This window comes from Sphingosinicella ginsenosidimutans, assembly GCF_007995055.1.
Taxonomy (GTDB): Bacteria; Pseudomonadota; Alphaproteobacteria; order Sphingomonadales; family Sphingomonadaceae; genus Allosphingosinicella; species Allosphingosinicella ginsenosidimutans.
Genome location: NZ_VOQQ01000001.1, coordinates 1,393,289 through 1,418,838, shown reverse-complemented (window position 1 = coordinate 1,418,838; position 25,550 = coordinate 1,393,289). Strand labels below are relative to the sequence as shown.

Here is a 25,550-nt window from a genome sequence, read left to right as displayed (position 1 = left end):
CGTTTCTCCTGTCAAAGCTCGTTGCCCGCCCGGTGGCCTTCCATCGTGGCGCTGAGCAGCGCGCGCGGGGCCCGGCAATCCCCGACCACCCTCACCTCGATCCCGGCGGCGCGCAGCGGCGCGGCAAGCGCGTCGTTCGGCACGCGGGCCGTCGCGTAGGTGAGGAAGGCGACATCGTCGATCCGGCCGGTCGCCCCGCTATAGACGTTCGCATAAGCGACCTGCCCGTCCTCAAGCCGCGAGTCCGGCAGCGGCCGGACCGAGGTGAGGATGAGCGCGCCCCGTTCATAGAGCCGTCGATAGACGCCCTGCCGGACGACCAGTGATTCGTCGCTCGCCAGCCGTTCGCGCGGCGTCAGGATCGCCACGCGCTCGAACCGGTCGAGCAGCATTTCCGCCGCATCATAGGTGAAGGCGCCATGATCCTCGTCATAGATCACCGCGGTCCCCGGGTTGCGTGCGCGATGCGCGTCGAACAGCCGCACCGCGGCGCGCAGATCGGGGACGAGCCCCTCGTCCAGCCATTCACGCGGGAAGCAGGCCGGCCAGCTCGGCGTCGCGCCGGTCGCAAGCACCACCGCGTCCGGCGCCAGCGACAGCAGGCTGTCGAGGTCCGCGCTTTCGCCCAGGCGGAGCTTCACGCCATGGCGACCGGCGGCAAGCGTCTGGTAATCATAGACGCTGCTCAGTCCCTCGCCGCCGGGAAGCAGGGCGTGGAGCCGCGTGCTCCCGCCGGGCGCGTCCGACGCGCCGAAGACATGGACGTCGTGCCCGCGCGCCGCGGCGACCCAGGCCGCTTCCAACCCGGCCGGCCCCGCGCCGACGACCGCGATCCGCCTTCGTTCCGGCGCCGGCGCGGGGCGCCAGTCCGCCTCGTCCGCTGCGCCGACACGCGGATTGTTGTCGCACAGGAGACCACGTCCCGACGTGATCATGTGCCAGCAGGTGTTGCACGAGACGCAGTAGCGGATTTCGGCCTCGCGCCCCGCGCGCGCCTTCGCCCCCCAGGCCGGATCGGTGACGAGAGGCCGCGCGAGCATCACGAGGTCGCCGAGACCGTCGCGAACGATCCGCTCGCCCTCGTTCGGATCGGTGATCAGGCCGAGCGCGCCGAGCGGGATTCCGGGCGCCGCCGCGCGGCCGAGCCGGTGGATCGTCTCGACATAGGGCATGCGCGGCCCATGATTGTCGGGAAGGTGCGTGTAGAGCGTGTCCGAATGGCTCCCCCAGCAATAGGTGAGATAGTCCATGTCGCCGGCGGCATGGATCAGCGCGGTGATGCGCTCGGCCTGGTCGAGATCGATCCCGCCTTCCATTCCGTCCTCGGCGGGCAACTTGACGCCGATCAGGAAATCCGCGCCGCAGCGTTCGCGGATCGCGCGAATCAGGAGCAGCAACAGCCGCGCCCGGCCTTCGAGGTCGCCGCCGAACTCATCCTCGCGGCGATTCGATCGGGCGGCGAGGAACTGGTGAAAGAGGTGACCGTGCCCCGCGGAAATCTCGACGCCGGCGAAGCCTGCCCCTGCGAGCGTCGCGGCGGAGGTCGCGAACTCGTCGATCATTCGATGGACCTCGCCGGTTTCCAGGACTTGCGGCACCGTCCAGCTGAGATCGTCGGGCAGGGCGGAAGCGCCGCGCGCCTCCAGGTTGCGGTGCCCGGCGCGAAAGCCGCGGCCATTGTCCTGGATCTGGCCGAGCATCAGGCCGCCGGCCCTCGCCACCGCCTCGGCCCAGCGCGGCAGCAGGTCGGCATTGACGCCCGAGAGGACATGCGGCCGGGTCGGCTGCGCCTGCCAGCTCAGCATCGCCATCGGCTCGCTGACCAGCATCGCCGCGCCGCCGCGCGCGCGATTCACGTAATAATCGATCAGCCGGTCGGTAACGCGGCCGCCCACCGCATAATGGGTCGAGGTCGAAGCATGGACGATGCGGTTGGGAAGGGTGTGGGTGCCGACGCGAACCGGCGAGAACAGGGATGGATAGCTGGTCACGACGCGCCTGGTTCGTGGAACCGCATGACCCGCTGGATGAACGCCTGTGCCCAGGCCGATCGTTCCGCCTCGCCGGCCGCGTCGGGCCGATAGGCTTCAATATCGGCGCGCGCCACAAAACCCCTCTCGTCGAGCAGCCGTTCGATCGTGTCGGTCCGCTCGCGCAGCGCCGTGACCTCGCTCATCAATTCGAGCATGAAGGTCATCATCTGGTCGATGGCGGGATCGTCGAAGAAGCGCGGGCGCTTGCCCTTGCTCACCCGCGGCAGCTTCACGCCGCCTTTGCCTGCATCCGCCATGACACCTCTTCAGCGCGGCGCGGAAGGCCCCTGCCTCCCGCGCCTGCCCATTCGAATGATATCCTAGAACTCGTACCGCGCCCTGACCATCCAGCTGCCCGGATTGTTGAGATAGGGGTAGATCAGGAACGAGGTGATGTAGGTCTTGTCGAAGCAGTTGTTGCATTCGACGCCCAGCGACCAGCCGGAGCCCGACCGGAGCGTCAGGCCTGCGTTGAACAGGCTGTGCGCCGGCTGGAACCCGCGCGGATCGTTCGACGTCGCGACCCAGGTGCCGCTGGTATAGTTCCAGTTGACCGAGGGCTGGAGCGACAGACGGTTGCCGAGATCGAACGAATAATTGGCGCCGAGCGTCGACGTGAAGTGCGGCGCGCGGGTCGGCTTGGCGATGTCGCCGGTCGGCGTGATGATGCCGGCGTTACAATTGTTGACGATGATCCCCGACAGGCAGCGGTCCTGCTGGTCGAGCGTCAGCTGGTTGATGTTGTGATAGCTCGCCCGCTGAATGCCCGCCGACCAGAAGATGTTGAGGCGCCGGATCGGGTTGACCGAGATTTCCGCCTCCAGCCCGTAATTGCGCTGATCGGCGACATTGCGCGTCAGATAGGTGATCGTGTTGGTCGTCGGATCGAAGCCGCCGCCCGGAAGCTGCGTGTCCTGATCATTGTAGTAGAAGCCCGTCAGGTTGACGCGGACGCGGTGGCCGAAGAATTCAGAGCGCAGGCCGCCTTCGAACGACCAGATCGTCTCCGGCCTGAACGCCTGGGCGCCGGTCGCGTAATAAGCGCGCGAGTTCCAACCGCCCGACTTGAAGCCCCGCGTCGCCGAAACGAAGACGTTGATGTCCGGCGTGAAGGCATATTGCAGAGCGAAGCGCGGCGTCCACACCCGCGAGCGCAGCTCGGTCGGGATGCCGGCGTCGATCAGGTCCTGGGTGTCGAACGGCTGGTTGACCGCGGACGAGCGCGGCAGCGGGCTGTCGTTCGGCGTGAAGGCGATCGTCTTCTTCTCGTCGGTATAGCGGATGCCGGCGGTGAAGGTCAGCTGCCGGGTGAGGTGGAGATCGCCCTGGAAGTAGCCGGCATAGGCCTCGGTATCGTTGTACATGATCCGGTCGCCGCTCACGACCGGCTGCCCGGCGAGGGGAATGGAGATGTTGGCGAAGTTGGTCTCGTTGTCCTCGTGGATGTAATAGATGCCGCCGACATAGGTGAGCAGGCCGTTGAAGGCGTTGCCGGAGACCTTGATCTCCTGGCTGAACTGCCGCGACCAGCTGTCGTTCACCAGCGGCGTCGCGGTGCCGCGATTGCCGCCGAGGAAGTTCACGCCGTCGAACGTGACCGACCCCGAATTGAGGCCGGCGAAGCTCTCGGTGATATATTCCTGATAGAGGTGGAGATAACCGGTGATGACGTTGATCGTCGCGTCGCCGGCTTCGACCTCGAGATTCGAGGTGAGCATATAGGTCCGCGCATCGTTGCCGAGCGTGTTGTCGGCGAGCTGGCTCGAGACCAGGCTCGACCCGATCGGGGTATCGGTGCGCAGCGGCGTGAAGCTCACCCGGCGATCGGTGGTCGGATCGTAGAAGTTGGGAAGGTTGGAGCCCCTGGCCCGGATATAGTCCGCGCTGAGATCCCAGTGGACGGTATCGGTGAGGAGGGCGCGAACCGCGCCGCGCACGCCCCAGCTATTCTCGCCGTTGAGGCGCTGCCCGGTCACCTCGTTATGCACATAGCCGTCGGCGGAGACATAATAGCCCGAAATCTTGGTCAGGAGATGGCCGCCGGCGAGCGGCACGTCGACCGAGCCGCGGAGCTGGACGCGGTTGTAGCGGCCATAGGATGCGTCGGCATAACCGCCGAACGTTTCGCCGGGCGCGCGCAGCACGACGTTGATCGCGCCGCCGGTCGTGTTGCGCCCGAACAGCGTGCCCTGCGGCCCGCGCAGCACCTCGACCCGCTCGACGTCGAACAGCTGGAAATTGTTCGCCGCCTGCCGCGAGATGTAGATGTCGTCGATATAGGTGCCGACGGGCGGATCGAAGGTCGAGATCGACTCGGTGTTGGCAAGGCCGCGCAGCGCGTAGGTGTTCGCCGTCGCAAGGCCGGTATTGTTGTGGCCGATCAGGTTGGGAACATAGTTCACCAGATCGAGCGTCGAATTGATCTGCCTGGTCTCGATGTCACGATCGGTAAAGGCGCTGATCGCGAGCGGGACTTCCTGGAGCCGCTCGGACCGGCGCTGCGCCGTGACGACGATGTCCTCGAACCCCTCGCTCTGGGCCGGAGCGGCCGCCTGCCCCGACGTGTCGGCCTGCGGCGCCGGATCGGACGGCGAGGCCGCCGACGGCCCAGCCTGGGCGAAAGCCGATGTCGACGACAAGAGTCCGACGCCGACGAACAATGCGATCCTGGAATTCCGGAGATTCATGATTGCTGCCCTTTCGCTCCCTCAGCCGCGGCCCACACTGCGCCCGATCCCTTGGCCGGATGCGGGCGCCTGCCGTTATAATTGTCATATTTCTATATCAAATAATGCGGCTGTCCACCGATTTTTGCATTGACCTTTCAATCTCGGGGCCGACCATGGTCCGTCCATGCTCGATCGGCGCGGGGGTCGGCTCAACCGGCATCCGGCCGCAGGCCCGCGAACAGCCGGTCCACGAACGGAATCACGACCGCGCACCACTCGTCCGGGCGATCGAGCACCATTCCAGGGCCGCCCGGAAGTTCCGAATATTCCCAATCAGGTCTGACATTTAGCAGGCGTGCGCCGGATCCGAACAGCGGATCGGTGCGGCTCGCGATGACCAAGGTCGGAGCGGCGACTGCCGCCATGTCGGGCGCCGGATCGTGCAGCGGTATCGCGCCGTGGCCATGTTCCTTCCAGGGGCCGTGCGCGAAATAGGTGAGCACGGAAATATGGACCGTCTCGTCGCTCCAGTCCGGGTCGCCGACACGCCGGACCCAGGCCCATCGCTCCACCAAATGACTGCCATCTGGAGCAATATCCTGCCGGTCCGGGAAGCGGCCGATTCGGGCGGCGCGCTCCTCAGCGGACAGATAAGGCGCATTATCGAGCACCAGCCCCGAAACCATTTCGGGATGCGACGCGGCGAGATTCGCCGCCGCCAGAGCGCCGCCGCGATGGCCGATCACCGCCGCGGCGCCGAGCCCGAGGCCCCGCAGGAGCGCGGCGAGGCTCTCGCCATAGGCCGCGATCGACGGGTGGGCCGGCGGGTCCGACATGCCGTGGCCCGGCAGGTCGATCGCGATCGCGCGAAAGCCCGCCGCCGCCATCCGGGGCAGCGCGTGGCGATACTGGATCGACGCCCAGGGCGCCTGATGGACGAGCAGCACCGGCGGTCCTTCGCCGTGGCTGCGATAGTGGATCTGGCCGTCGGGGCCATCGACATAGCCGCGGCGCTCGCCCGGCAGGGCGGTGAGGATCGGCAGAGTCACTTGCGGCCTCCCTTCGCGGCCAGCCGTTCGCCGAGCAGCCGCCCGAACGTCATCGCCGGCGTCACCATCATGCCGCCGCAGGCCGCCTTGCCCATGGTCTGGCTCGACCCGAGCGCCTCGCCCGCCGCGTAGAGATTCGGGATCGGGCTGCCGTCGCGGCGCACGACGCGCAGCTCGCCATCGACCGCGAGCCCGACCGTGCTGGAGATCGCGCTCGCCTGCATCCGGATCGCATGGAATGGCGGCTCCGCGATCGGCCGCGGCAGGTGCCTCCGCCCGAAAAAGTCGGCGCCGGTCGCGACGCCGTAATTATAGCCGGTGACGGCTCGCTCCAAGCCGGCGGCATCGATGCCCGCCCTGGCGGCGAGATCCGCGAGCGTGCCGGAGGTGAGGAAGGCCGGGCCGCCGCGCGCGAAGGCGTCCGCGACCTCCTCCTTCGTCCATCCGACGACGATCGGCGGCGCTTCGGCAAGGATGCGGCTGTCGAGGATGATCCAGTAGCGATAGTCCTGCTGGTGAAACAGCGCCATTTCGCGCGCATCGACGCTGTCGATATCTTCCCGAACGAAGCGGTCGCCGGCAGCGTTCACATAGATTTCCCAGGGCTGGCGCCGTTCCGGGAAGTGCTCGATCCGCCCGGTCGCCTTGGCCGGGAATTCGTCGGTGTCGAACAGGGTCCCGAAATTGACGAACAGGTTTTCGGCGCCCCGCGCGAAGCCGCCCACGGCCTCCCCCAGCTTCAGCGCCGCGCCCCGGCACCAGGGGTAGGGCGCGGCGTTATATTGGGGATAGCCGTTCAGCCGTTCGAACAGCGCCGGATCGCCGGCATAGCCGCCGGAGGCGAGCACGACCGCGCCGGCGGCGAACTCCTGTGTCGCGCCATCGGGTCCGCGCGCCCGAAGGCCGGTCACCGCGCCGCCCTCGTCCTGGACCAGCTCGGTGACCTCATGCCCCAGTCGCATGTCGATCCTGCCCTCGGACGCCAGCCGCTCGACGATCGGGACAAGCACCTCCTTGATGCTGAGCGCCCCCTTCTCGCCCCAATAATAGCGGGCGACACGATAGGGTTCATGGCCAAAGCCGGTGACCGGATGATCGGGCAGCGGCTCGAAACCCTCGTCCATCAGCCAGTCGAAGGTGGCAGCGGCATGATCGACCGCAAGGCGCACGAGCTCGGCATTGGCGGTGCCGCGGCTGATCCGCATCACGTCCTCGAAATGGAGGTCGGGCGTGTCCTCGATCCCGCGCGCCTTCTGCAGCCGGGTCCCGGCCGCGCTCATCTGCCCCGTGGCGACCCACAGCGACCCGCCGGGCTGGTCGGCATGATCCAGCAACAGCACGCGCGCTCCGGCCCTCGCCGCGAATATGGCGCAGGGAAGCCCGGCCGATCCGGCGCCGACGATCGCCACATCCCAACTCTCGCGCGATCCGTCCGCCAATGACTCGTCCTCGTCCGACGAAATGTCCTATCTTTATATCAAATCAGCTGAGCCGCGCGAAATCAAGCGGCATGTTCAGCGGCTCGGGCGATGGGGCGCATGATGATGGATCCGGCGCGTGGGCCGCGATCGTCGCCGGCGTCGTCGGGAGCTGCCGGCCTCCTAGGCCGCCGCCGTCGCAGGCTTGCGATCGAGCCGCCCGGCCAGCTCGGCCGCGGTCTCTCGATAATGTTTGAGGCCGATGCACACGAGGATGAGCGTCGGCAGGCCGATCAAGAGGACAAAACCGCTCAGCACGATCCCGATCGAGGCGGGGTTGCCCGTCCAGTCGGTCGCGGCGCCGATCAGCGGCGGCCCGAGCAGCGGACCGATCAGTGTGATGATCGTGTTGAAGATCGCGACCGTCCGTGTGCGCAGCTCACCCGGCGTGATCAGCGAGAGCGCCGCCGGCCCGCCCGCCGTCGCCGCAGCCTTGCCGATGAAGGCGATGAACATGAGGATGATCGATAGCTGCGCGGTCGGCATCACCGGGTAAAGCGCGCTCGCCGGGACCGTGATGAACAGGCCGAGGATCAGGACGCGCATCGCCCCGTCACCATGCTTGCGCCCAAGCGCGTTGCTGGCCCAGAGCGCGAGCGCCGTCCCGATCGGGCCGGCGGTGAAGTAGAACAGGCCGGTAACCGTGCCGATCGCAACCACGTCCCAGTGGTAGACGCGCTGGAACAGGGGCACGTTCCAGAAGGTGAGCGTACTCATCGCGAAATTGCAGGTGGCGCCCAGGGTGAGCGCGCCGAAGCCGCGCCACCGCGCCATCATGTAGCGCAATGCGCTGACCCGCGCCTCTTCCTCGGCGGAGGTGGTGATCCTCTCGGTGCGCGGCGGCTCGACAACGGTCAGCATCAGGAGCGCGAAGATAATGCCGGGTGCGCCGACCAGCAGGAAGGCCGCCTGCCAGGGCTGGAACGGGCCGAGCCCAAACAGCGTCCTCGGCCCGATCTCGTGGAGCCAGCCCACGAGATGGCCGCCAACCAGGAAGGCGAGGCCGGCGCCGAGATAGGGTCCGGCCATGTAGACGCTGATCGCCCTCGCCCGCCCCTCGCGGCTGAAATAGTCGCTGATCATCGAGACCGAACAGGGGCTCACCACCGCCTCGCCGAGACCGAGGCCGAGGCGGAAGACGAGCAGCGGCACGAAGCTCATCACGAAGCCGCTCGCGACCGTCATCGTGCACCAGATGACGATGCCGGCAATCAGGAGCCATTTGCGGCTCGATCGATCGGCATACCAACCGAGCGGCAAGGTCACCGCGACATTGAACAGCGAGAAGGCGGGGCCGAGCAGCAGGCCGATCTGGAAATCGCTGAGGTGCATCACCTCCTTGATCGGATCGACCAGCAGCGAGAGGATGTAGCGATCGAAATAGGAGAGGATGAAGACGAGCAGGAGAAGGAAGACGACGTACCAGCGATAGACCGCGCTCTTGGTCTGCAAACTCACTTGGATCCTCCCGGGAAGGCGCCGCTGCGCCAATGATCTTGGTCGGCGCCGGCCGGGCTCATTCGGGCAGGCTGCTGCCAAACACGTACCAGCCGCCCTTGCCGTGCCGCGGCCGGCCCGGCTCGTCCCAGCCGAATTCGGCATGACGATCGGGATAGGCGTTCACGTCCGGCAGGATCTGGGCGAAGCTGCGGGCGGCGTCGAACCCGGCCTCGGCGCACAAGGCGATCGGATCCTTCGCGCGAAAGGCGGTGTAGAAGGGCTCGTTATTGTTCTCGGTGTCCCAGTTCCAGAAATAATCCTCCCAGGCATCGACAAGCCCGGTCGCCGGCAGTTCCTGGTGGACCATCATTCCGCCCGGCCGCAGCAGGCGCCGGCATTCCTTCAGGACGTTGCGCGTCGCCGTCGTCGGAATCTCGTGGAAGAAGAAGCTCGAGACGATCAGATCGAAATGCGCGTCCGGGAAATCCATCGCTTCGGCGTTCTGCTGGCTGAAGTGCAGCGGCACGCCCTCATGCTCGGCAAGCGCATGGCCGTAGCGCAGCAGCGGCGCGCCGACATCGACGCCATGCGCCTCAACCCCCGGAAAGGCCTCGACATAGGGAAGCAGGTTCTTGCCCGAGGAGGTGCCGAGATCAAGGATTCTGAGCGGCCGGAAATCCGGCCGGACATGCTTCACCCAGCGGCTGATCACCCGCGCGACGCCGCCCCAGCTGCGATGGTTCATGCTCGCCGTGAACACGCGTGAGCCAAGGCTGACCACCGCGCCCTGCGCGACATCGTCCTCGACCCATTCGGAATGGAAGCAGCCGGGCGTCAGGTGGACGTCCAGCGCCGTCACGTAGCGCGGGACTTCAAGATCGGGGTTCAGCCGGAGCGTGCCGCCGGCCGGGCTGCGCTCCGCCGCGTCGCGCGCAACCGCGATCATCTCGGGCAGCGCGCGTTCGACCGGATCCTGCACCGAAAGGAAGCACATCTCCTGCGCGTTGTAGCGGAGCGTGCTGTAGAAACGGTAGGACGCCCGGCGCTCCATCGCCTCGTCGATCGCCCGCGCATCATCGAAGCGGGCGCCCTTGGCCTCCGCTGCCGGCTTCACCCGCGTTTCGAAATCGTCGCGGAGCCGTTCGGGCATGTCCTGGATCGCGAAGCGGCGCAGGGCGCTGGCGAAGCGCTGCCGGCCGCGCTCCTCAAGGGTCGGGCGGGCGAGCGACTCGATGTCCGGGATGGTGGAATTGCGCCGGTCCTGGGTGACGTTCGTCGAAGCCATGTTCCTCTCCCGCCGCTGCGGCCACCGGGATTATGCGTGCCCCGCATCCTTTTCGGCAAGGCATTTACGCCGGCTGAATAGTCTTATATCTAATACAAATCAGATGGCAAGGGAAGGTGTGGAGTGGGGCACAACGAGCAGGTGGTGATTGCGGGCGCAGGGCCGGTCGGCCTCACCGCCGCGCTGCTGCTGCAGCGGGCGGGCATCCCCTTTGTCCTGTTCGAGGCCGCCGAGACGCTGCCCGAGGATCTGCGCGCCTCCACCTTCCATCCGCCGACGCTCGACATGCTCGATTCGCTCGAAATCGCCGAGCCGTTGAAAGCGCAGGGCCTTGTCGGGTCGACATGGCAGGTCAGGATGCACCCGTCGGGCGAGCGGGCGGTCTTCGATCTCTCCGCCATCGCCGACGCCACCGGCCATCCCTACCGGCTGCAGTGCGAACAATCGAAGCTGTGCCGCCTTCTGCTTGATCGCGTGCTGGCCGGAGGCGGCGATGTGCGGATGGGCTGGGCGATCGAAGACGTGACCCAGGACGCCGACAGCGTCCATGTCACCGTGGCGAACGCCGAAGGACGGGAGTCGGTGTCCGGCGCCTTCCTTATCGGTGCGGACGGGTCGCGCAGCGCGGTTCGGCAGGCGCTGGGCTTTGCGTTCGAAGGCAAGACCTATCCCGAGACGACGATCCTCGCGACCACCCGGTTCCCGTTCGAGTCGCACCTGCCCGGCCTCTCCAACGTCAATTATGTCTGGAAGCAGGGCGGAACGTTCAGCCTGCTGCGCCTGCCGAACCTGTGGCGTTGCAGCCTCTATCCCGATGGCGACGAGACCATCGAGGACGCGCTGGCCCCGCAAAGCATCGCCCGCAAGCTCCAGGAGATCGCGCCGAGCGAGTGCGGCCATTCGGTCGACGAAGTCCGGCCCTACCGGATCCACATGCGGATCGTCGACGATTACCGCGCGGGGCGCGTGCTGCTCGCCGGCGATGCCGCGCACGTCAATTCGCCCTCCGGCGGGATGGGCATGAATGGCGGCATCCATGACGCGTTCGAGCTGGTCGCGACCGTGAAGGAGGTGATGGAGGGCGCGCCGCTCGACCGGCTCGATCGCTATACAAGGCGGCGGCGGCCGATCGCGGAGTCCGAGATCCTGGTCCAGGCGGATCGCAACCGCGCGCGGATGCAGGAGCGCGATCCCGCCCGCCGCCGTGCAATGCTCACCGAGCTGCAGCGGATCGCGGACGATCCCGTGGCGGCGCGCGCGCACCTGTTGCGCACGTCGATGATCGCCGGTCTCCAGCGCGCGGCCGCGATCGCATGAGCGCTCGCCGGGATTATGGCCGCGCCGGCTTCGTCGGCATCGGCGCGCCGCAGGCCAATCCGACCGTCGAGGCGGAAATGCGCATCCTGATGCCGCCGTCGGTCGCGATGGCGGTCGCCAGGCTCACCGCGTCCTCGCCGGACCCGCTGGAACGCCTGAGCCTCTATCTGGAGCGCCTCGAAGATACGCTCGCCCAATATGACAGCCTGCGCCCGCAGGCCTTCGGCTTCGCCTGCACCGGATCATCCTACCTGCTGAACCCCGAGCGGGTCACGCGGATCGTCGTCGGCGCGGAGCAGCGCTTCGGCTACCCCGTCGTCACCGCGACTGCCGCGATCTGCTGGCAGCTCCGCCGCCTCGGCGCGCAGAGGATCGCGCTCGCCTCGCCATATCCGCCGGCGCTTTCGGAAGCCGCAGTCGCGTTCTGGCGCAATGCGGGGTTCGACATCGTCGAGTCGCGGGCGATCGAGACCGGCAGCGGCGACACCCGCAGTATCTATGCGCTTGGCAGCGCCGATGCGCGCCCCGCGGTCGACGCGCTGCGCCGCGCTGAGGTCGACGCGGTCCTGCTGAGCGGGACCGGCATGCCCTCGCTCGCGCTCGTTGGCGGGGAAGCGGGCGGGCCGCCGGTGATCTCGTCCAACCTCTGCCTTGCGCTCCGGCTGTGCGACCTCATCGGTGCGACGCCGCCCGATTCCTCCGATTGGCGCGCACGCCTCACCCAGACCCTCAGTTCGGAAGGATCCAGATGACCAGCCCGGCGGCCGCGATCATTGACGGCGAGAATGTGAGCGGAAGCGGCGGCCCGATCGTCGTGGTCGACCCGTCGACCGAAGAGACGATCGCCGAATTCGCGGAAGCCGAGACAGCGCTGGTCGACCGCGCCGTCGCGTCGGCCCGCGCGACATTCGAGCGCGGGGACTGGCGCGCCGCCAGCGTCGAACAGCGGCAGGCGGTGCTCCGCCGATGCGCCGACGCGATCGACGCCCACGCCGACGAGATCGCCGACATCGAATGCGCCAATACCGGCATTCCCTACGCGCAGATCCGCAACGGCCAGATCGTCCGCGCCGCCGGCAATTTCCGCTTCTTCGCCGATTATATCGGGCAGGCGACGGCCGAGCTCTACGAACAGGAGCCCAATTATCTCACATATGTGCGCCGTGAGCCGGTCGGCGTCGCGGCGCTGATCGCGCCATGGAACTCGCCGCTCGCGCTCGGATCGATGAAGGTCGCCTCGGCGATCGCCTTCGGCAACAGCTGCGTGCTGAAACCGGCCGAGCAGGACCCGCTCGGCCTCACCCGCCTCGTCGAAGTGATCCAGGGCGCAGGCCTGCCGCCGGGAGTCGTCAACCTCGTCAACGGCGGCGGCGCGACCACCGGCGACGCCCTGGTACGGCACGCGGGGATCGACTGCGTCTCCTTCACTGGCGGCACCCGCACCGGCAAGATCATCATGACCGCCGCAGGCGCCGCCCTGAAGCCGGCGGTGATGGAGCTTGGCGGCAAATCCGCCAATATCATCTTCGACGATGCCGATTTCGAAGCCGCGCTGGACGGCGCCCTGATCGGCATCTTCTCGAACAACGGGCAGCAATGCCTCGCCGGATCGCGGGTGCTGGTCCAGCGCGGCATCTACGACCGCTTCATCGAGGCCTTCGTCGATCGCGCGAAGAAGGTCCGCGTCGGCGATCCGCGCGATCCCGCGACCGAGATCGGTCCGCTCGCGACGCGCCGTCATTATGACCACGTCATGGGCTTCGTGCCCGCGCCGGGCGACAAGAGCGCCCGAATCCTTGCCGGCGGCGGCCGTGCGCACGGATTCGATCGCGGTTTCTATTTTCAGCCGACCATCGTCGAGGTCGATTCGAACGCGCAAAGGCTCTGCCAGGAGGAGATTTTCGGTCCGTTTGCGACGGTCATGCCGTTCGACAGCGACGAGGACGCCTATGCCGCCGCGAATGACTCGCGCTTCGGCCTGGTCGGCTATGCCTGGTCGCGCGACATTGCGCGGATCATGGCGGCGCAGGAACGCATCAGCGCCGGCACGATCTGGTGCAACACGCCGATGATCCGCGATCTGCGCGCGCCTTTCGGCGGCTATCGCGAATCCGGTGTCGGCGCCGAGGGCGGCCGCGCCGCCGAAGCTTTCTACACGCGCCAGAAGGCGGTCAGCATTCCGCGCCGGCCGCTCAACCTGCGCAAACTGGGGATGAATGGATGACCACCGAACTGCATCGTGAACTGACCGAATTCCTCGACGCCTATTTCGACGCCTGGAACGTCTATGATCAGGCGCGGATGCGCGCATTGTGGGACACCGACGAAGCAGACGTCCTCTACCTCGCCGAGGAATGCGAGCCGCATATCGGCTGGTCCGCGATCGAATCCTATTGGGGTGTCGACCGGACCAAGGCGGAGCGGCTGCTGACCTGGCGCGATCTCCACGCCGTGCAGGCGGGCACCGATGTCGCCATCGCCTTCTTCCACTGCAACTGGAGCACCTACCTGCCCGGCAACCGGCTCTATCCCAAGCCCTTCGGCGGGCCGGTGAGGATCAGCATGGTCCTGCGCCGCAAGGCGGACGGGTGGAAGGCGATCCACTATATCGAGGCGCCGCTCGCCTCCCTCGTCCAGGTGCGCAAGGCGCATGAGGACGCGGTGGACCCGCGGCTTCACGAGCGGCTGGCCGCCAAGGGCATCACCTATTAGGAGCGCGCCGTGACGAGCATCCAGAACATCCCGCTGAGGACCATCGACGGCCGCGAGGCCAGTCTCGGCGATTATGCCGGCTCGGTCCTTCTCGTCGTCAACGTCGCCTCCAAATGCGGGCTCACGCCGCAATATGAGGGGCTCGAGGCACTCTATCGCGACTATCGCGACCGCGGCCTCGTCGTGCTCGGCTTCCCGGCCAACGATTTCCTCCAGCAGGAGCCGGGGACCGAGGCGGAAATCGCCGAGTTCTGCCGCACCACCTATGATGTCTCCTTTCCGATGTTCGCGAAGATCAGCGTGGCCGGCACGGAGCGCCACCCGCTCTACGCGGCGCTGACCGCCGCGCAGCCCGTCTCGAAAAGCCCCAATGGCTCGGCGATGCGCGATCGGCTCGCGAGCAAGGGCATCCCGATCCATCCCGAGCCGGAGGTACTCTGGAATTTCGAGAAGTTCGTGATCGGGCGCGACGGCGCGGTCGTCGCCCGGTTCGCGCCGGATACGCCGCCGGACGATCCGGCGCTTCGGGCCAGGCTGGAGGACGCGCTCGCGAAGGCCGGCTAGGAGGTCCGCGCCCCGGTCTTTTCGGCAACCAGCCCGACCGCGGCAATCCGATCGACGTTGCGATAGGCGGGGCGATCGAGCTCCTCTCCGAATATGTCGACGTCGATCACCTCGTAGCTGCAGGTGCAGCCGAGGCCGGCGAGCAGGGCGCAAAGCGCCGGCTCCATCCGGTCCTCGCCGCCGACGATCGCGGCGCCGGTATAAAGGATCAACCGCCCGCCAGGCTTGAGGCGCCGGGCCGCCTCCCCTGCCCAGGCGAGTGACAGATCCGCGCCATGCCGGCCACCGCCGTCGCGATAGGCGCGCCCGGCCGCGTCCGCCATGAAGGGCGGATTGGCGATCACCAGGTCGATCTCGCCATCCACGGCCGACAGAGATCCGGCCTCGACGAGGTTCACCGCGAGCCCGGCGGCGCGCGCGTTGATCCCGGCCAAACGCAGCGCCTCCGGATTGCGATCGACCAGCGTCAGCCGCGCGCCCGGGACGTGGCCCGCCAGCGCGATCGCGCCCGCGCCGCTGCCCGCGCCCAGATCGACGAGGTGGGAGACAGGGCGCGGATCGGCCGCCAGCACCTGGCCGGCGAATCGCACGAAGCGATGGGTGTCGGGACCAAAGAAGACGGCGTCGGGGCTGTCGGTCGGAAAGGCCGAGTGAAGGAAGAGGCGATCTCCAAGCCGGGCGACGCGCACCCCGCTGCGCACGCGATCGCCCTCGGCGGCGAGGGACCGCGCGGCCCGCAGCAGGGTCAGCACGGGTACGGGCAGCTGCTCCGGCCGGAAAGCGCGGTTCCACCCGAAAAAGGCGCGCAGCCTGTCGGCCCCGTCCGTCTCGTCGCGGGCGAGGACCCGCTCATGGGTCGCGGGTGTCGTCGCGACGAAATCATATCGCTGCGACTCGAGATGGCGGAGCAGCCCGAGCAGGGCCTCCTCGGCACTCACCAGAGCCAGCCGCGATAACGCTCGAAGCATCGCCGGCCCGCCTCGAGGCGGATCAGAGCGCCTTCGGCGATCGCGACCGCGCGGCGCGGATCTTCGGCCACCAGTGGAGCGATCGCCTCGCGATTCCACGCATCGCTGTGCTTGATGTCGAGCACGGCGTGCAGATCGAAATAATGTCGCGCCTTGCCGCTCACCCCCAATCGTCGCAGTCCGGCGGCCGTATGCGCGGAGCGGCCGGGTGCGGTCAGCTCGATCACGCCGAGCGCGCCGAGCGCATGCCAGGCATAGCGACGCGAGGTCGCCATCGCCGTCATCGCATTGGCGAGCGCAAGGCTCTCCCACACGGTGGTCTCGATCGTCGGCCGCAGCTCGAGCGCCGCGACCAGCTTGTTCAGCATCGGCCCATGCATGCCCTTGGCGGTGCCGCGGCCCATCTCGTCCCAGTAATTGCGGGCAAGCTCCAGCTTGGCGCGGTCCGGCAGCTTGACCTGGGTGTAGGCGACGAGATCGTCGAAGCCGGCCTCGCCGGCGGCCTCCTGGGTCAGGAACCAGCGCATGTCGTCGAGGCTCGCTTCCTCGGCGAGCCAGGGAAACAGGGGGTCGCCCTGGCCCGGTCCCTCCTCCTTCAGCGCTTCGAACCAGCGGACGAAATTGGCGGGATCGCGCGGGGCGGCCGAGGCGCGCTCGCGCACGGGGCCGCGCAGCGCTTCGATGAACGCGCCCTCGAGCTGAAGCATCGCATGATCGTTTGCCAGGGCCCGTTCCCAGTCGGGGCCCGGAAAGGCAGGCGCAAGCCGGCGGTGGTTCCACCGCGCAAGGCGCTGCTGGACATCATCATTGAGGAAAAGGGAACGCGGCTGGGCGTCGAAATCGGGCAAACTCGCCATCGGGATCGGTCCATTTCTGCTGGGCTTGCCCACTCAACCGTCGCCGCGGCGTCGTCGTTCCATCATCGTCCCACGACGATCCCCGTCGGATCGATGCGCCCATCTTCCGCCTTCGAATGTTATCGGCGGATCGAGTCGGAGCGGCCATGCGATTTCTGGGCGTCACGGAGACCTGCGATCTGGCCGCGCTCTACCTGCGCCTGCAGGCGGCGGGGCACGAGGTGCGCGTCGCGATCGCCGAGGAGAAGGCGCGCGGCACCCTCGCCGGGCTGGTCGCCCACAGCCCGGACTGGCGGCGCGAGCTCGACTGGATCCGTGCCGCCGGGCCCGACGGCATCATCCTGTTCGAGGCGGTGTCCGACGGCCTCGGGGCCCTTCAGGATTCGCTTCGCGCCGAGGGCTTCAACGTGGTGGGCGGCAGCGCCTTCGGCGACCGGCTCGAAAACGACCGGGCCTTCGCGCAGCAGCTTCTCGCGGACCTGGGGCTTGCCGTTGCCGGCACCTGGGAATTCTCAAGCGTGGCGCATGCGGACGCTTTCATCGCCGCCCGCCCAGGCCGCTATGTCCTGAAGTTCAGCGGACCCGGCTTCGCATCGAGCGACAACCATGTCGGCACTTGGCCGGACGGAGCGGACATCCGCGCGATCCTCGCGGCGCGCGCGCCCGGGATCGGGGAGGGGACCCGCTTCATCCTGATGGACCGGATCGACGGCCTGGAAATGGGGGTCGGCGCCTATTTCGACGGCCGCGATTTCCTGAGGCCCGCCTGCCTCGACTGGGAGCACAAGCGCTTCTTCACCGGAAATCTCGGCGAGCTGACCGGGGAGATGGGCACGGTCGCAACCTTCGATCGCAGCGACCGCTTCTTCGAGCGGTCGCTGGCCCGGGTCGGGCCGTTGCTTCGCGATCATGGCCATGTCGGCTATGTGAACCTCAACACGATCGTGAACGAGGCGGGGATCTGGCCGCTCGAGTTCACCTGCCGCTTCGGCTATCCGGGCTATGCCGTTCTCGACCCGCTGCAGGCGACGAAATGGGCCGAGCTGCTGGCGATGATGACGAAGGCGCGCGCCGCGGATTTCAGGACGCATCCCGGCTTTTCCGTCGGCGTCGTGCTGACCACGCCGCCTTTCCCTTACTCCCGCAAGGAGATTGACGCCCCCGTCGGGCTCCCCGTCTTCCTGCCGGACGATCTGACGCCCGAAGACCGCAGGCACATCCATTTCGGAGAGATCGGGAGTGCCGGCGGCCGGCTGGTGACCAGCGGCCTTTATGGCTGGACGATGGTCGTGACCGGAACCGCACCGACGATCGAACAGGCGCGCGACGAAGCCTATCGCCGCGTGCGCCGCATCGACATTCCCGATATGCGCTACCGCCTCGACATCGGCGAGGCGCTCATCGCCGGGGAGCATCGCGCGACGCCGGGCGCATCCTGGAGATCGGCCTGCGCGAAATGGTTGTGATAATCGTTGCCCGTCAGCGCGCGGCGCGCCGCGCCCGCGGCGCCTCGCTCGCCAGCAGCTTGTCGATCTTGCGCCCGTCCATGTCGACGACCTCGAACCGCCACCCGTCATAGCTGAATCGCTCGCCGACCTCCGGCAGGTGCTTCAGCACCGACAACGCGAAGCCGGCCGCGGTCGCATAGTCGCGATCGTCGGGCAGGCGGATGCACAGCCGGTCGGCGAGCTGGTCCGCGGGCGCCGCGCCGGCGACCCACCAACTGCCGTCGTCGCGCTCGACGAAGGGCGGATCGGTGTCGACATCCTGGTCGGAGACGAAGGCGCCGGCCAGCGCCGTGAGCAGATCGGTCGGGGTGATGATGCCTTCGAAATGGCCATATTCGTCGTGGACGAAGGCGATCGGCACCTCGGCGTCGCGAAGCGCGGTGAGCGCATCCATCGCGTCGGTCTGATCGGGAACGATCGGCACCGCGCGCGCCATCGCCCGCAGGTCAAGCGGAGCGCCGTCGAGCAGAGCCGCGGCGATGTCGCGTGCCTGGACGACCCCGATCAGCCGGTCCACCGATCCCTCGGCGACCGGGAGGCGGCTGTGCGGCATCGCAAGCAGCGCTGCGCGCAACGCCTCGCGATCCGCGTCGACGTCGATCCAGTCCACCTCCGTGCGCGGCGTCATCACCTCGCGCGCCGGCCGGTCGGCGAGCCGCACGACGCCGGAGATGATCGCCCGCTCGCTCTCTTCCAGCACGCCTGCGCTGGTCGCCTCGGCGACGACCATGTGGAGATCCTCGGCGGTGACCTGGTCCGCCGATTCGCGCGCGAGCCCGAGCAGTCGAAAGATGAGCGCACTCGTCCGGTCGAGCAGCCACACGAAGGGGGCCGTGGCGCGTGAAAGCCACAGCATCGGCACCGCGGCGATCGCGGCGATCGGCTCGGGCGATCGGAGCGCGAACTGCTTGGGCACCAGCTCGCCGATCACCAGCGAGACATAGGTGGTGAGGATGATCACGATGCCGAAGCCGACGGTGCGCGTGGTCTCCGCGTCGAGGCCGAGCCAGGCCAGCCGCTCGGCGACCGGGCCGCCAAGGCTGGCCCCTGAATAGGCGCCCGAGACGATGGCGATCAGGGTGATGCCGGTCTGAACGGTCGACAGGAACCGCCCCGGATCGGCCGCGAGGTCCAGCGCCGTCTGGGCGCCGCGCCGGCCCTGCTTGGCCATCGCCCGAAGCCGCGCCCGGCGCGAGGAGACGATCGCCAGCTCCGACATCGCGAACAGGGCGTTCACGACTATGAGCAGCAGGATGACGACGATGTCGATCCAGGGAAAGGGCGCTGGCGGAGGAACGGCGTGCATGGCCGGGTTTACCCTAGCCGCGACAGGGCGAGCGCATCAAGCGTCGCGCCGCGCCCGGAAGAAGTTGCGAAGCATCTCGCCCGCCTCGCCGTCGCCGATCCCGGCGTAGATTTCGGGGCGGTGGTGGCAGGTGGGCTGCGAGAAGAAGCGCGGCCCGTGCTCGACCGCCCCGCCCTTGGGGTCCGCCGCCCCGTAATAGAGTCGGCGAATCCGGGCGAGCGCGATCGCGCCGGCGCACATCGCGCACGGCTCCAGCGTCACCCACAGGTCGCAATCCTCCAGCCGCTCCCGGCCCATCCGGTGAGCGGCCGCGCGCAGGGCCAGCATTTCGGCATGGGCGGTCGGATCATGCAGCGCCCGCGGGGCATTGCCGGCGCTCGCAACGATTTCGCCGTCGCGCACGACGACCGCGCCCACCGGCACCTCGCCTTCGGCCGCGGCGGCGCGGGCACGGTCGAGCGCGGCGCGCATCGGATCGGGCAGCGGAAAGCTCATGCCTCCGCCTAGACGCTGATCGGACGCAAGGCTATTGGCTGTTGACGGGCGCGGCCTCGTTGGCGACGCCGACGCTGGGCACCGCGACCTGCCGGTTTTCCATACGCACGACCGGCACCTGGACGTTCTGGGTGGTGGTTCCGACCTCAACATCGTGGGTCTGCAGGGTGACCGCATTGTCCTGGCTGCGGACGGTGACCACCCCGAAATAGACGAGGCCGATCGCGACCAGGATCAAAAGGGCGACGAGCAGCAGGAAGGCGCGCATGGTCTTCTCCGTTCGGTTCGGCAGGGACAACGAGCGCGGGGCGACTTGGTTTCCGCCGCGCAACGAAACCGTGATGCGCGGGGCGGTTGACGAATCTCCGTATCCCCTCTATCTGCGCCCGGCTTTCAGGGGCCTTCTGGCCCCGATTTCCTTTGGAAGAGATTCGACATGTCGCGCATTTGCGAGCTGACCGGCAAGGGCCGGCAGGTGGGACACAATGTTTCCCACGCCAACAACAAGACCAAGCGCACGTTCCTGCCGAACCTGCAGAACGTCACGCTGATGTCCGATTCGCTGGGCCGTAGCGTCAAGCTGCGGGTCTCGACCGCCGGCCTTCGGTCGGTGGAGCATGTCGGCGGCCTCGACAACTGGCTCGCCAAGACGGGCGACGACAAGCTGAGCCTCAAGGCGCGCCGCCTGAAGCGCGAGATCGCCAAGAAGCAGGGCGAGGCCGCGGCGGCCTGATCAGCCGGGGCAGCGCCCCGCAAAGGGCGCCGCCAGCTCGAATTCCAGGAACAATGTCCGCTGGATCGGCAGCAGATTGTTGTCCGACACCAGATAGACGATCGTGCGGCCGCGATCGCAACCGACGCTCAGCGCCTCCATATTGTCGACCGTGAGCGGCGGCGCCAGCCGCGCCACTTCGCGCCATTCGATCGTCCCGCCCGGGCGAACGCCTGCCGGATCGGCGATCACCAGGCTTGCCCAGAGGCCTGTCAGCAGGCCGAAATGCCGGTTGAGGATCAACAGCCGCCCGTCGGGGAGCTGCGCGGTGTCCGTCGGCCGCGCCCCCGGCACCCTGCGATAGCGCAGCGTGCCGACACGGGTCCCCGGCTGGGTCGGATCGCCGCTGAACAGGGCCGCCTGGCTGAACGGTCGATCGTCGCTCGGATCCTCGGCGATCGCAAGGAAGCGGCCGTCGGCGAACCGGGCCAGCGATTCGGCCCCCGTATTTTCCCCCCAGCGGCGCATCGGCGGCGGCGCGGCCCAGCGCTCCGGCCGGAAGCGCGGGAGCCCGTAGCGCCAGACCTGGTTGGTGCCTTCGTAGCCGATCCACGCCTTGTCCCCGAAGACGGCGACCGATTCGGCGTCGCGGCTCCGCCAGCGCTGTCCCGCGCGATGATTTTGCAGCGAGGTGATCCGGACCGGCGCGATCCCGGCACGGTCGGGCAGGCGGAAGCGAAACGCGTTGCCGGTGTCCGCGATCGCCAGCACCGCGCCGTCGGCGACATGCATCGCCGAAATCCCTCCGAACCATGGATCGTCGCCAGTCAGCACCCAGCCGCGGCGGTAGATGAGTCCGCCGATCCGGCGGCGGGCGGGATCGGCCGGATCGATCGCGACCGGCTCGGCGAACATCGTCGCCACCCGGACGCTCGCCATATGCGGCCCGGTTTCCGGCGCGATGAAAGTCGCGAGCAGGCCGATCGCCGCGATCCCGAGCAAGAGGCGGAAGAACCTGACCGCCAATCCGTTCAGAAAAGTGGCTAGTTTCATGAACAATCGCTGACGATCACATTCAGTCCCGACTCAAGCGGTGCATGCGAGAAGCGCTGTCAGGTCGTCGCCGGCCAGTGCCTGCCGAAGCGACTGAAGGAGTAGATGACATGTTCAAGAAGATCGTTCTTTCCACCGCCATCGCCGCCACGGCGCTTACCGCCATGCCGGCCGCTGCCGTCGCCCAGCCCAATCGCGGCTATAATGGGCATGGCTATTATGGCCAGAGCTATCGCGGCCACCGGGCGCAGCGCTTCGACAATCGCGTTCATGCGCAGCGCCGTTACCAGGCTCGCGATTACGGCCGCTATTACGGTCGCCGCTGCACCAGCGACGGCACGACCGGCACGATCATCGGCGCGATCGCCGGCGGCCTGCTCGGCTCCAGCGTCGCCGGTCGCGGCGACCGCACGGTCGGCGCGCTGATCGGCGGCGGGGCCGGCGCCCTGCTCGGCAACGCGATCGACAAGGGCGATTGCCGCCGCTGAACCCACGAGAGGCGCCCTCCCGTTGCGTAACGAGGGCAGGGGCCGGCCGCAGCAGCCAGCGGCCGGCCCTTTTTCATGTTCAGTCGGGATCGGCCCAGCGCCGGAACAGGTTCTCCTCGACGCGCTGGAGTCGCGTATAGGTGTCGATATCCATCGCGGGGCCGGCGATGGCACCGATCTCCTTCAGTTCGTGGAGCAGGTCGCGGCGCTCGGCATCGGCGATGCGGCTTTCAATGAAGGTGAGGGCGACAAGGCGCTCGCCGCGAGTCACCTCCTCGACCCGGTGCAGCGTCGTCGAGGGATAGACGATCGCCGCCCCGGCCGGCGCGCGCAGCCGGACTTCCTCGGTGCCGAGTCGCACCACCAGCGCGCCGCCCTCATAATCCGCCGGGTCGCTGAGGAAGACGGTGCAGGAAAGGTCGCTGCGAAGGGACCGGCCGGGATGCGGCATGAACGCCGCATCGACGTGGGTGCCGTAATACATCCCCGCGCCATAGCGGGTGAGGATGGGCGGCATCATCGCCTTGGGAAAGGCGAGTACCCGGAAATCCTCATTCCGGAACAGGGCGTCGGCAACGATCTGCGCGGAGCGCTCGAGCAGGCCGCGATCGCCGACGACGAGATTGTTCTTGAGCGGCGCTCCCGGAGCGCTTGCGCGGCCGTCGATGAAGGCCGCACGCGCCGCGATCCCGCGGAGCTCCTCGATCTCGCGCTGGTCGAGCACATCGGGGATCGTGCTGAACATGGCCCCCCGCCTCCCCCTATTCGCCGTCGAACAGGCCGGCGAGCTGCTCGATCATCGTACCCCCCAGCTGCTCGGCGTCCATGATCGTCACCGCGCGGCTATAGTAGCGGGTGACGTCGTGGCCGATACCGATCGCGACCAGCTCGACGGGCGATCGAGCCTCGATCCAGCCGATCACCTGACGGAGATGCCGCTCCAGATAGGTGCCGCTGTTCACTGACAGGGTCGAATCGTCGACCGGCGCCCCGTCGGAGATCACCATCAGGATCTTGCGCTCTTCGGGCCGCCCGATCAGCCGCTCGTGCGCCCAGAGCAACGCCTCGCCATCGATATTCTCCTTGAGCAGTCCCTCGCGCATCATCAGGCCGAGGTTCTTGCGCGCGCGCCGCCAGGGTTCGTCCGCCTGCTTGTAGATCACATGCCGCAGGTCGTTGAGCCGGCCCGGCGCCGGCGGCCGTCCCTCCGCGAGCCATTTCTCGCGGCTCTGGCCGCCCTTCCAGGCGCGGGTCGTGAAACCGAGCACCTCCACCTTCACGCCGACCCGCTCGAGGGTGCGGGCGAGGATGTCGGCGCTGATCGCCGCGATCGAGATCGGTCGCCCGCGCATCGATCCCGAATTGTCGATCAGCAGGGTGACGATCGTGTCGCGGAACTCGGTGTCCTTCTCGACCTTGTAGGACAGGCTGTGGCCGGGGCTGACGACGACCCGCGCCAGCCGGGCGACATCGAGCAGCCCTTCCTCCTGGTCGAAATCCCAGGATCGGTTCTGCTGCGCCATCAGCCGCCGCTGGAGCCGGTTTGCGAGCTTGGTGACCGCGCCCTGGAGATGGGTCAGCTGCTGATCGAGATAGGCGCGCAGCCGCCCCAGCTCCTCCTCGTCGCACAGATCCGTCGCGCGGACGACCTCGTCATATTGGCGGGTGAAGATCCGGTAATCGAATTGCGGCGGCAGATCGGAAAGCGGCCGGTTCGGCCGGACGGGAACCATGCCCTCGTCGCCTTCCTCGCCGACCCCCTCCGCGCCTTCGGACAGCTCCTCCTCCGACCAGTCGCGCTCGGAGTCCTCGCCTTCGGCCTCCTCCTGCTCGCCGCGTATCTCGGCCTCGCCGCGCCCGGCCCCGTCCTGGCTCTCGTCCTCGTCGCCCTCGTCGCCTTCCTTCTGCTGGTCGTCCTCGCCCTCGCCTTCGTCGCCCTGTTCGGGCTCGGCCGGCGCGTCGGGCTCGCCCTCGACAAGATCGAGATCGCGCAGGACCTTGCCCACCAGATCGGCGAATGCCGCCTGATCGTCAAGCGCGAGGCCGAGCGCGTCGAGATCGGTGCCGGCCTTCTCCTCGATCCAGTCGGCCACCAGCTTGAGCGGCGCGCGCGCCTCTTCGGGCGGGGCCATCCCGGTCAGCCGCTCGCGAACGATGAGGCCGATTGCCGAGCCGAGCGGCACCTCCTCGCGCGTGCGCGCCCGCACCAGCGGATCGGTCCGCAGCCGAAGCTCGGTCAGGTGCGCGAGATTCTCCCGCACCCCCGCCATGCTGCGCGCGCCGAGCGCCTCGCACCGTGCCTGCTCAGCCGCGTCATGGATGGCCCGCGGCACATCCTCGATCGGCGCGCCGCGATCGTGCAGCTTCGCATTGTGATAGCGCAGGCGCAGCGCCGCCGCATCGGCGAACCCCCGCGCCTCCGCCACTTCCCTGGCGCCGAGCACCCGTCCCGGCATCGGCGCCTTGACGCTCTTGCCTGAAACCGACGGATTCTCGCTCGTGAACGAAAGCTCGACCTCCGCATCGCCCGCAATCGCGCGAGTCGCCCCGGCCAGCGCCTGGCGAAAGGCCTCAAGGGGGGAATTGTCTGACACGGGGCCGGATCAGGCCTTCCCGGCCACGCTTTCCGGCAGGTCCTTGCCGAACACCCGCTGGTAATATTCGGCGACGATCCCGCGCTCCGCCTCGTCGCACTTGTTGAGGAACGAAAGCCGGAAGGCGAAGCCGATGTCGCCGAAGATGAGCGCGTTCTGCGCCCAGGAGATGACGGTGCGCGGGCTCATCACGGTCGAGATGTCGCCGTTGACGAAGCCGCGGCGGGTGAGCTCGGCGACCTTGATCATCCGCTCGACCTCCTGGCGGCCGCCCTCATGATCATATTCGCCGGACTTCGCGAGGACGATCCGCGCCTCGGTCTCGGCAGGCAGGTAATTGAGCGTCACGACGATGTTCCAGCGGTCCATCTGGCCCTGGTTGATCTGCTGGGTGCCGTGATAGAGGCCGGTCGTGTCGCCGAGGCCGACGGTGTTCGTCGTCGCGAACAGGCGGAAATAGGGGTGCGGGCGGATCACCCGGTTCTGGTCGAGCAGGGTGAGCTTGCCCTCGGTCTCCAGCACGCGCTGGATCACGAACATCACGTCCGGCCGGCCGGCATCATATTCGTCGAAGACGAGCGCGGTCGGCGTCTGCAGCGCCCAGGGCAGCAGCCCTTCGCGGAACTCCGTCACCTGCTGGCCCTCGCGAAGCACGATCGCGTCGCGCCCGATCAGGTCGATGCGGCTGATATGCGCGTCGAGGTTGATGCGGATCAGCGGCCAGTTGAGGCGCGCGGCGACCTGCTCGACATGGGTCGACTTGCCGGTGCCGTGATAGCCCTGGATCATCACCCGGCGGTTGCGCGCGAAGCCGGCGCAGATGGCGAGCGTCGTATCGGGATCGAAGACATAGGCGGGATCGAGATCGGGCACGCGCTCGTCGGCCTCGGAGAAGGCAGGCACCTCCATGTCCGAATCGACTCCGAACAGATCGCGCACCTTCACCATCCGGTCGGGCGCGTCCATCACGGTCGCGGCGCGGCTGTCGGGGTTGACGTTGGGAATGTCTGCCATGTCGTTTC

24 protein-coding genes are annotated in these 25,550 nt (G+C 67.9%); 8 read left to right on the top strand and 16 right to left on the bottom strand.

What is annotated here, in order from left to right:
- Positions 1-11: 11 nt before the first annotated feature.
- The 7 genes from FRZ32_RS07045 to FRZ32_RS07015 all read right to left on the bottom strand — a co-directional run bounded on the left by FRZ32_RS07045 (position 12) and on the right by FRZ32_RS07015 (position 9,954).
- On the bottom strand, positions 12-1,991 hold the full coding sequence (locus tag FRZ32_RS07045) for an oxidoreductase (RefSeq protein ID WP_147042845.1): 1,980 nt from the start codon (positions 1,989-1,991) through the stop codon (positions 12-14).
- On the bottom strand, positions 1,988-2,290 hold the full coding sequence (locus FRZ32_RS07040; protein ID WP_147042844.1) for a hypothetical protein: 303 nt from the start codon (positions 2,288-2,290) through the stop codon (positions 1,988-1,990). Before FRZ32_RS07040 ends, FRZ32_RS07045 begins: the two co-directional genes overlap by 4 nt.
- A gap of 63 nt (positions 2,291-2,353) precedes the next feature.
- Positions 2,354-4,720 (bottom strand): TonB-dependent receptor, encoded by a 2,367-nt coding sequence (locus tag FRZ32_RS07035; RefSeq protein ID WP_147042843.1) that lies wholly within the window; start codon positions 4,718-4,720, stop codon positions 2,354-2,356.
- Positions 4,721-4,911: 191 nt separating this feature from the next.
- Entirely contained in the window at positions 4,912-5,751 is an 840-nt protein-coding gene (locus FRZ32_RS07030) for an alpha/beta fold hydrolase (RefSeq protein ID WP_158635858.1), read from the bottom strand.
- Complete coding sequence (locus tag FRZ32_RS07025; protein WP_158635857.1) at positions 5,748-7,190, bottom strand: FAD-dependent oxidoreductase; 1,443 nt, start codon at positions 7,188-7,190, stop codon at positions 5,748-5,750. Before FRZ32_RS07025 ends, FRZ32_RS07030 begins: the two co-directional genes overlap by 4 nt.
- 162 nt (positions 7,191-7,352) lie before the next feature.
- Positions 7,353-8,687, bottom strand: a complete 1,335-nt coding sequence (locus FRZ32_RS07020) for an MFS transporter (protein WP_158635856.1) — start codon at positions 8,685-8,687, stop codon at positions 7,353-7,355.
- A gap of 58 nt (positions 8,688-8,745) precedes the next feature.
- A complete protein-coding gene (locus FRZ32_RS07015; RefSeq protein WP_147042839.1) occupies positions 8,746-9,954 on the bottom strand; it encodes a class I SAM-dependent methyltransferase in 1,209 nt (402 codons plus the stop codon).
- 123 nt (positions 9,955-10,077) lie between these two features.
- On the opposite strand from FRZ32_RS07015, the gene FRZ32_RS07010 reads away from it, so the two are divergent.
- From FRZ32_RS07010 to FRZ32_RS06990, 5 genes are read left to right on the top strand one after another with little or no spacing between them, the layout of a single operon-like run.
- The gene (locus FRZ32_RS07010) at positions 10,078-11,271 is read left to right on the top strand and encodes an FAD-dependent oxidoreductase (protein ID WP_147042838.1); all 1,194 of its coding nucleotides are present in this window, start codon (positions 10,078-10,080) and stop codon (positions 11,269-11,271) included.
- The gene (locus FRZ32_RS07005) at positions 11,268-12,023 is read left to right on the top strand and encodes a maleate cis-trans isomerase family protein (protein WP_147042837.1); all 756 of its coding nucleotides are present in this window, start codon (positions 11,268-11,270) and stop codon (positions 12,021-12,023) included. The genes FRZ32_RS07010 and FRZ32_RS07005 overlap by 4 nt, the downstream gene beginning before the upstream one ends.
- On the top strand, positions 12,020-13,495 hold the full coding sequence (locus FRZ32_RS07000) for an aldehyde dehydrogenase (RefSeq protein WP_147042836.1): 1,476 nt from the start codon (positions 12,020-12,022) through the stop codon (positions 13,493-13,495). The genes FRZ32_RS07005 and FRZ32_RS07000 overlap by 4 nt, the downstream gene beginning before the upstream one ends.
- Positions 13,492-13,983 carry a YybH family protein gene (locus tag FRZ32_RS06995; protein WP_147042835.1) on the top strand — a complete coding sequence of 164 codons (492 nt, stop codon included), beginning with the start codon at positions 13,492-13,494 and terminating at the stop codon, positions 13,981-13,983. The genes FRZ32_RS07000 and FRZ32_RS06995 overlap by 4 nt, the downstream gene beginning before the upstream one ends.
- 9 nt (positions 13,984-13,992) lie before the next feature.
- Positions 13,993-14,547 carry a glutathione peroxidase gene (locus FRZ32_RS06990; protein WP_147042834.1) on the top strand — a complete coding sequence of 185 codons (555 nt, stop codon included), beginning with the start codon at positions 13,993-13,995 and terminating at the stop codon, positions 14,545-14,547.
- Here the strand turns inward: FRZ32_RS06990 and FRZ32_RS06985 are convergent.
- A complete protein-coding gene (locus tag FRZ32_RS06985; RefSeq protein ID WP_147042833.1) occupies positions 14,544-15,515 on the bottom strand; it encodes a methyltransferase in 972 nt (323 codons plus the stop codon). The two genes, FRZ32_RS06990 and FRZ32_RS06985, sit on opposite strands and share 4 nt — an antisense overlap.
- Entirely contained in the window at positions 15,482-16,372 is an 891-nt protein-coding gene (locus FRZ32_RS06980; protein ID WP_147042832.1) for an iron-containing redox enzyme family protein, read from the bottom strand. The genes FRZ32_RS06985 and FRZ32_RS06980 overlap by 34 nt, the downstream gene beginning before the upstream one ends.
- Before the next feature lie 146 nt (positions 16,373-16,518).
- Between FRZ32_RS06980 and FRZ32_RS06975 the strand changes: the two genes are divergently transcribed.
- Positions 16,519-17,838, top strand: coding sequence for a phosphoribosylglycinamide synthetase C domain-containing protein (locus FRZ32_RS06975; RefSeq protein WP_158635855.1), 1,320 nt, complete (start codon positions 16,519-16,521; stop codon positions 17,836-17,838).
- Between the two features lie 13 nt (positions 17,839-17,851).
- On the opposite strand, the gene FRZ32_RS06970 is transcribed toward FRZ32_RS06975, so the two are convergent.
- Genes FRZ32_RS06970 through FRZ32_RS06960 form a run of 3 tightly spaced genes read right to left on the bottom strand, consistent with a single transcriptional unit; the run spans position 17,852 to position 19,949 of the window.
- Positions 17,852-19,186: a hemolysin family protein gene (locus FRZ32_RS06970; protein ID WP_147042830.1), complete on the bottom strand. Its 1,335-nt coding sequence runs from the start codon at positions 19,184-19,186 to the stop codon at positions 17,852-17,854.
- A 36-nt stretch (positions 19,187-19,222) separates the two neighbouring features.
- Positions 19,223-19,657: a nucleoside deaminase gene (locus tag FRZ32_RS06965; protein WP_147044376.1), complete on the bottom strand. Its 435-nt coding sequence runs from the start codon at positions 19,655-19,657 to the stop codon at positions 19,223-19,225.
- Between the two features lie 55 nt (positions 19,658-19,712).
- Positions 19,713-19,949 carry a hypothetical protein gene (locus FRZ32_RS06960; protein ID WP_147042829.1) on the bottom strand — a complete coding sequence of 79 codons (237 nt, stop codon included), beginning with the start codon at positions 19,947-19,949 and terminating at the stop codon, positions 19,713-19,715.
- Between the two features lie 168 nt (positions 19,950-20,117).
- Here FRZ32_RS06960 and rpmB point away from each other — a divergent pair, with 168 nt between their 5' ends.
- On the top strand, positions 20,118-20,414 hold the full coding sequence (gene rpmB, locus FRZ32_RS06955) for a 50S ribosomal protein L28 (protein WP_147042828.1): 297 nt from the start codon (positions 20,118-20,120) through the stop codon (positions 20,412-20,414).
- Here the strand turns inward: rpmB and FRZ32_RS06950 are convergent, their stop codons facing one another.
- Positions 20,415-21,419, bottom strand: a complete 1,005-nt coding sequence (locus FRZ32_RS06950) for an esterase-like activity of phytase family protein (protein WP_158635854.1) — start codon at positions 21,417-21,419, stop codon at positions 20,415-20,417. It abuts the gene before it with no gap.
- Positions 21,420-21,556: 137 nt separating this feature from the next.
- On the opposite strand from FRZ32_RS06950, the gene FRZ32_RS06945 reads away from it, so the two are divergent.
- On the top strand, positions 21,557-21,934 hold the full coding sequence (locus tag FRZ32_RS06945) for a glycine zipper 2TM domain-containing protein (RefSeq protein ID WP_147042826.1): 378 nt from the start codon (positions 21,557-21,559) through the stop codon (positions 21,932-21,934).
- Positions 21,935-22,013: 79 nt separating this feature from the next.
- On the opposite strand, the gene FRZ32_RS06940 is transcribed toward FRZ32_RS06945, so the two are convergent.
- Genes FRZ32_RS06940 through cobS form a run of 3 tightly spaced genes read right to left on the bottom strand, consistent with a single transcriptional unit; the run spans position 22,014 to position 25,542 of the window.
- Complete coding sequence (locus FRZ32_RS06940; protein WP_147042825.1) at positions 22,014-22,679, bottom strand: Fe2+-dependent dioxygenase; 666 nt, start codon at positions 22,677-22,679, stop codon at positions 22,014-22,016.
- Between the two features lie 16 nt (positions 22,680-22,695).
- A complete protein-coding gene (cobT, locus tag FRZ32_RS06935) occupies positions 22,696-24,528 on the bottom strand; it encodes a cobaltochelatase subunit CobT (RefSeq protein WP_147042824.1) in 1,833 nt (610 codons plus the stop codon).
- Between the two features lie 9 nt (positions 24,529-24,537).
- Positions 24,538-25,542: a cobaltochelatase subunit CobS gene (cobS, locus tag FRZ32_RS06930; protein ID WP_147042823.1), complete on the bottom strand. Its 1,005-nt coding sequence runs from the start codon at positions 25,540-25,542 to the stop codon at positions 24,538-24,540.
- Positions 25,543-25,550 lie beyond the last annotated feature (8 nt).

Bases quoted from the DNA above. Each gene is read 5' to 3' on its own strand.
- FRZ32_RS06985 (WP_147042833.1), bottom strand. From the start codon at position 15,515: ATGCTTCGAGCGTTATCGCGGCTGGCTCTGGTGAGTGCCGAGGAGGCC.
- FRZ32_RS06970 (WP_147042830.1), bottom strand. From the start codon at position 19,186: ATGCACGCCGTTCCTCCGCCAGCGCCCTTTCCCTGGATCGACATCGTC.
- FRZ32_RS07000 (WP_147042836.1), top strand. From the start codon at position 12,020: ATGACCAGCCCGGCGGCCGCGATCATTGACGGCGAGAATGTGAGCGGA.
- FRZ32_RS06945 (WP_147042826.1), top strand. From the start codon at position 21,557: ATGTTCAAGAAGATCGTTCTTTCCACCGCCATCGCCGCCACGGCGCTT.
- FRZ32_RS07015 (WP_147042839.1), bottom strand. From the start codon at position 9,954: ATGGCTTCGACGAACGTCACCCAGGACCGGCGCAATTCCACCATCCCG.
- cobS (WP_147042823.1), bottom strand. From the start codon at position 25,542: ATGGCAGACATTCCCAACGTCAACCCCGACAGCCGCGCCGCGACCGTG.
- FRZ32_RS06940 (WP_147042825.1), bottom strand. From the start codon at position 22,679: ATGTTCAGCACGATCCCCGATGTGCTCGACCAGCGCGAGATCGAGGAG.
- FRZ32_RS07035 (WP_147042843.1), bottom strand. From the start codon at position 4,720: ATGAATCTCCGGAATTCCAGGATCGCATTGTTCGTCGGCGTCGGACTC.
- FRZ32_RS06995 (WP_147042835.1), top strand. From the start codon at position 13,492: ATGACCACCGAACTGCATCGTGAACTGACCGAATTCCTCGACGCCTAT.
- FRZ32_RS07005 (WP_147042837.1), top strand. From the start codon at position 11,268: ATGAGCGCTCGCCGGGATTATGGCCGCGCCGGCTTCGTCGGCATCGGC.
- FRZ32_RS06980 (WP_147042832.1), bottom strand. From the start codon at position 16,372: ATGGCGAGTTTGCCCGATTTCGACGCCCAGCCGCGTTCCCTTTTCCTC.
- rpmB (WP_147042828.1), top strand. From the start codon at position 20,118: ATGTCGCGCATTTGCGAGCTGACCGGCAAGGGCCGGCAGGTGGGACAC.
- FRZ32_RS06960 (WP_147042829.1), bottom strand. From the start codon at position 19,949: ATGCGCGCCTTCCTGCTGCTCGTCGCCCTTTTGATCCTGGTCGCGATC.
- FRZ32_RS07040 (WP_147042844.1), bottom strand. From the start codon at position 2,290: ATGGCGGATGCAGGCAAAGGCGGCGTGAAGCTGCCGCGGGTGAGCAAG.
- FRZ32_RS06975 (WP_158635855.1), top strand. From the start codon at position 16,519: ATGCGATTTCTGGGCGTCACGGAGACCTGCGATCTGGCCGCGCTCTAC.
- FRZ32_RS06965 (WP_147044376.1), bottom strand. From the start codon at position 19,657: ATGCGCGCCGCGCTCGACCGTGCCCGCGCCGCCGCGGCCGAAGGCGAG.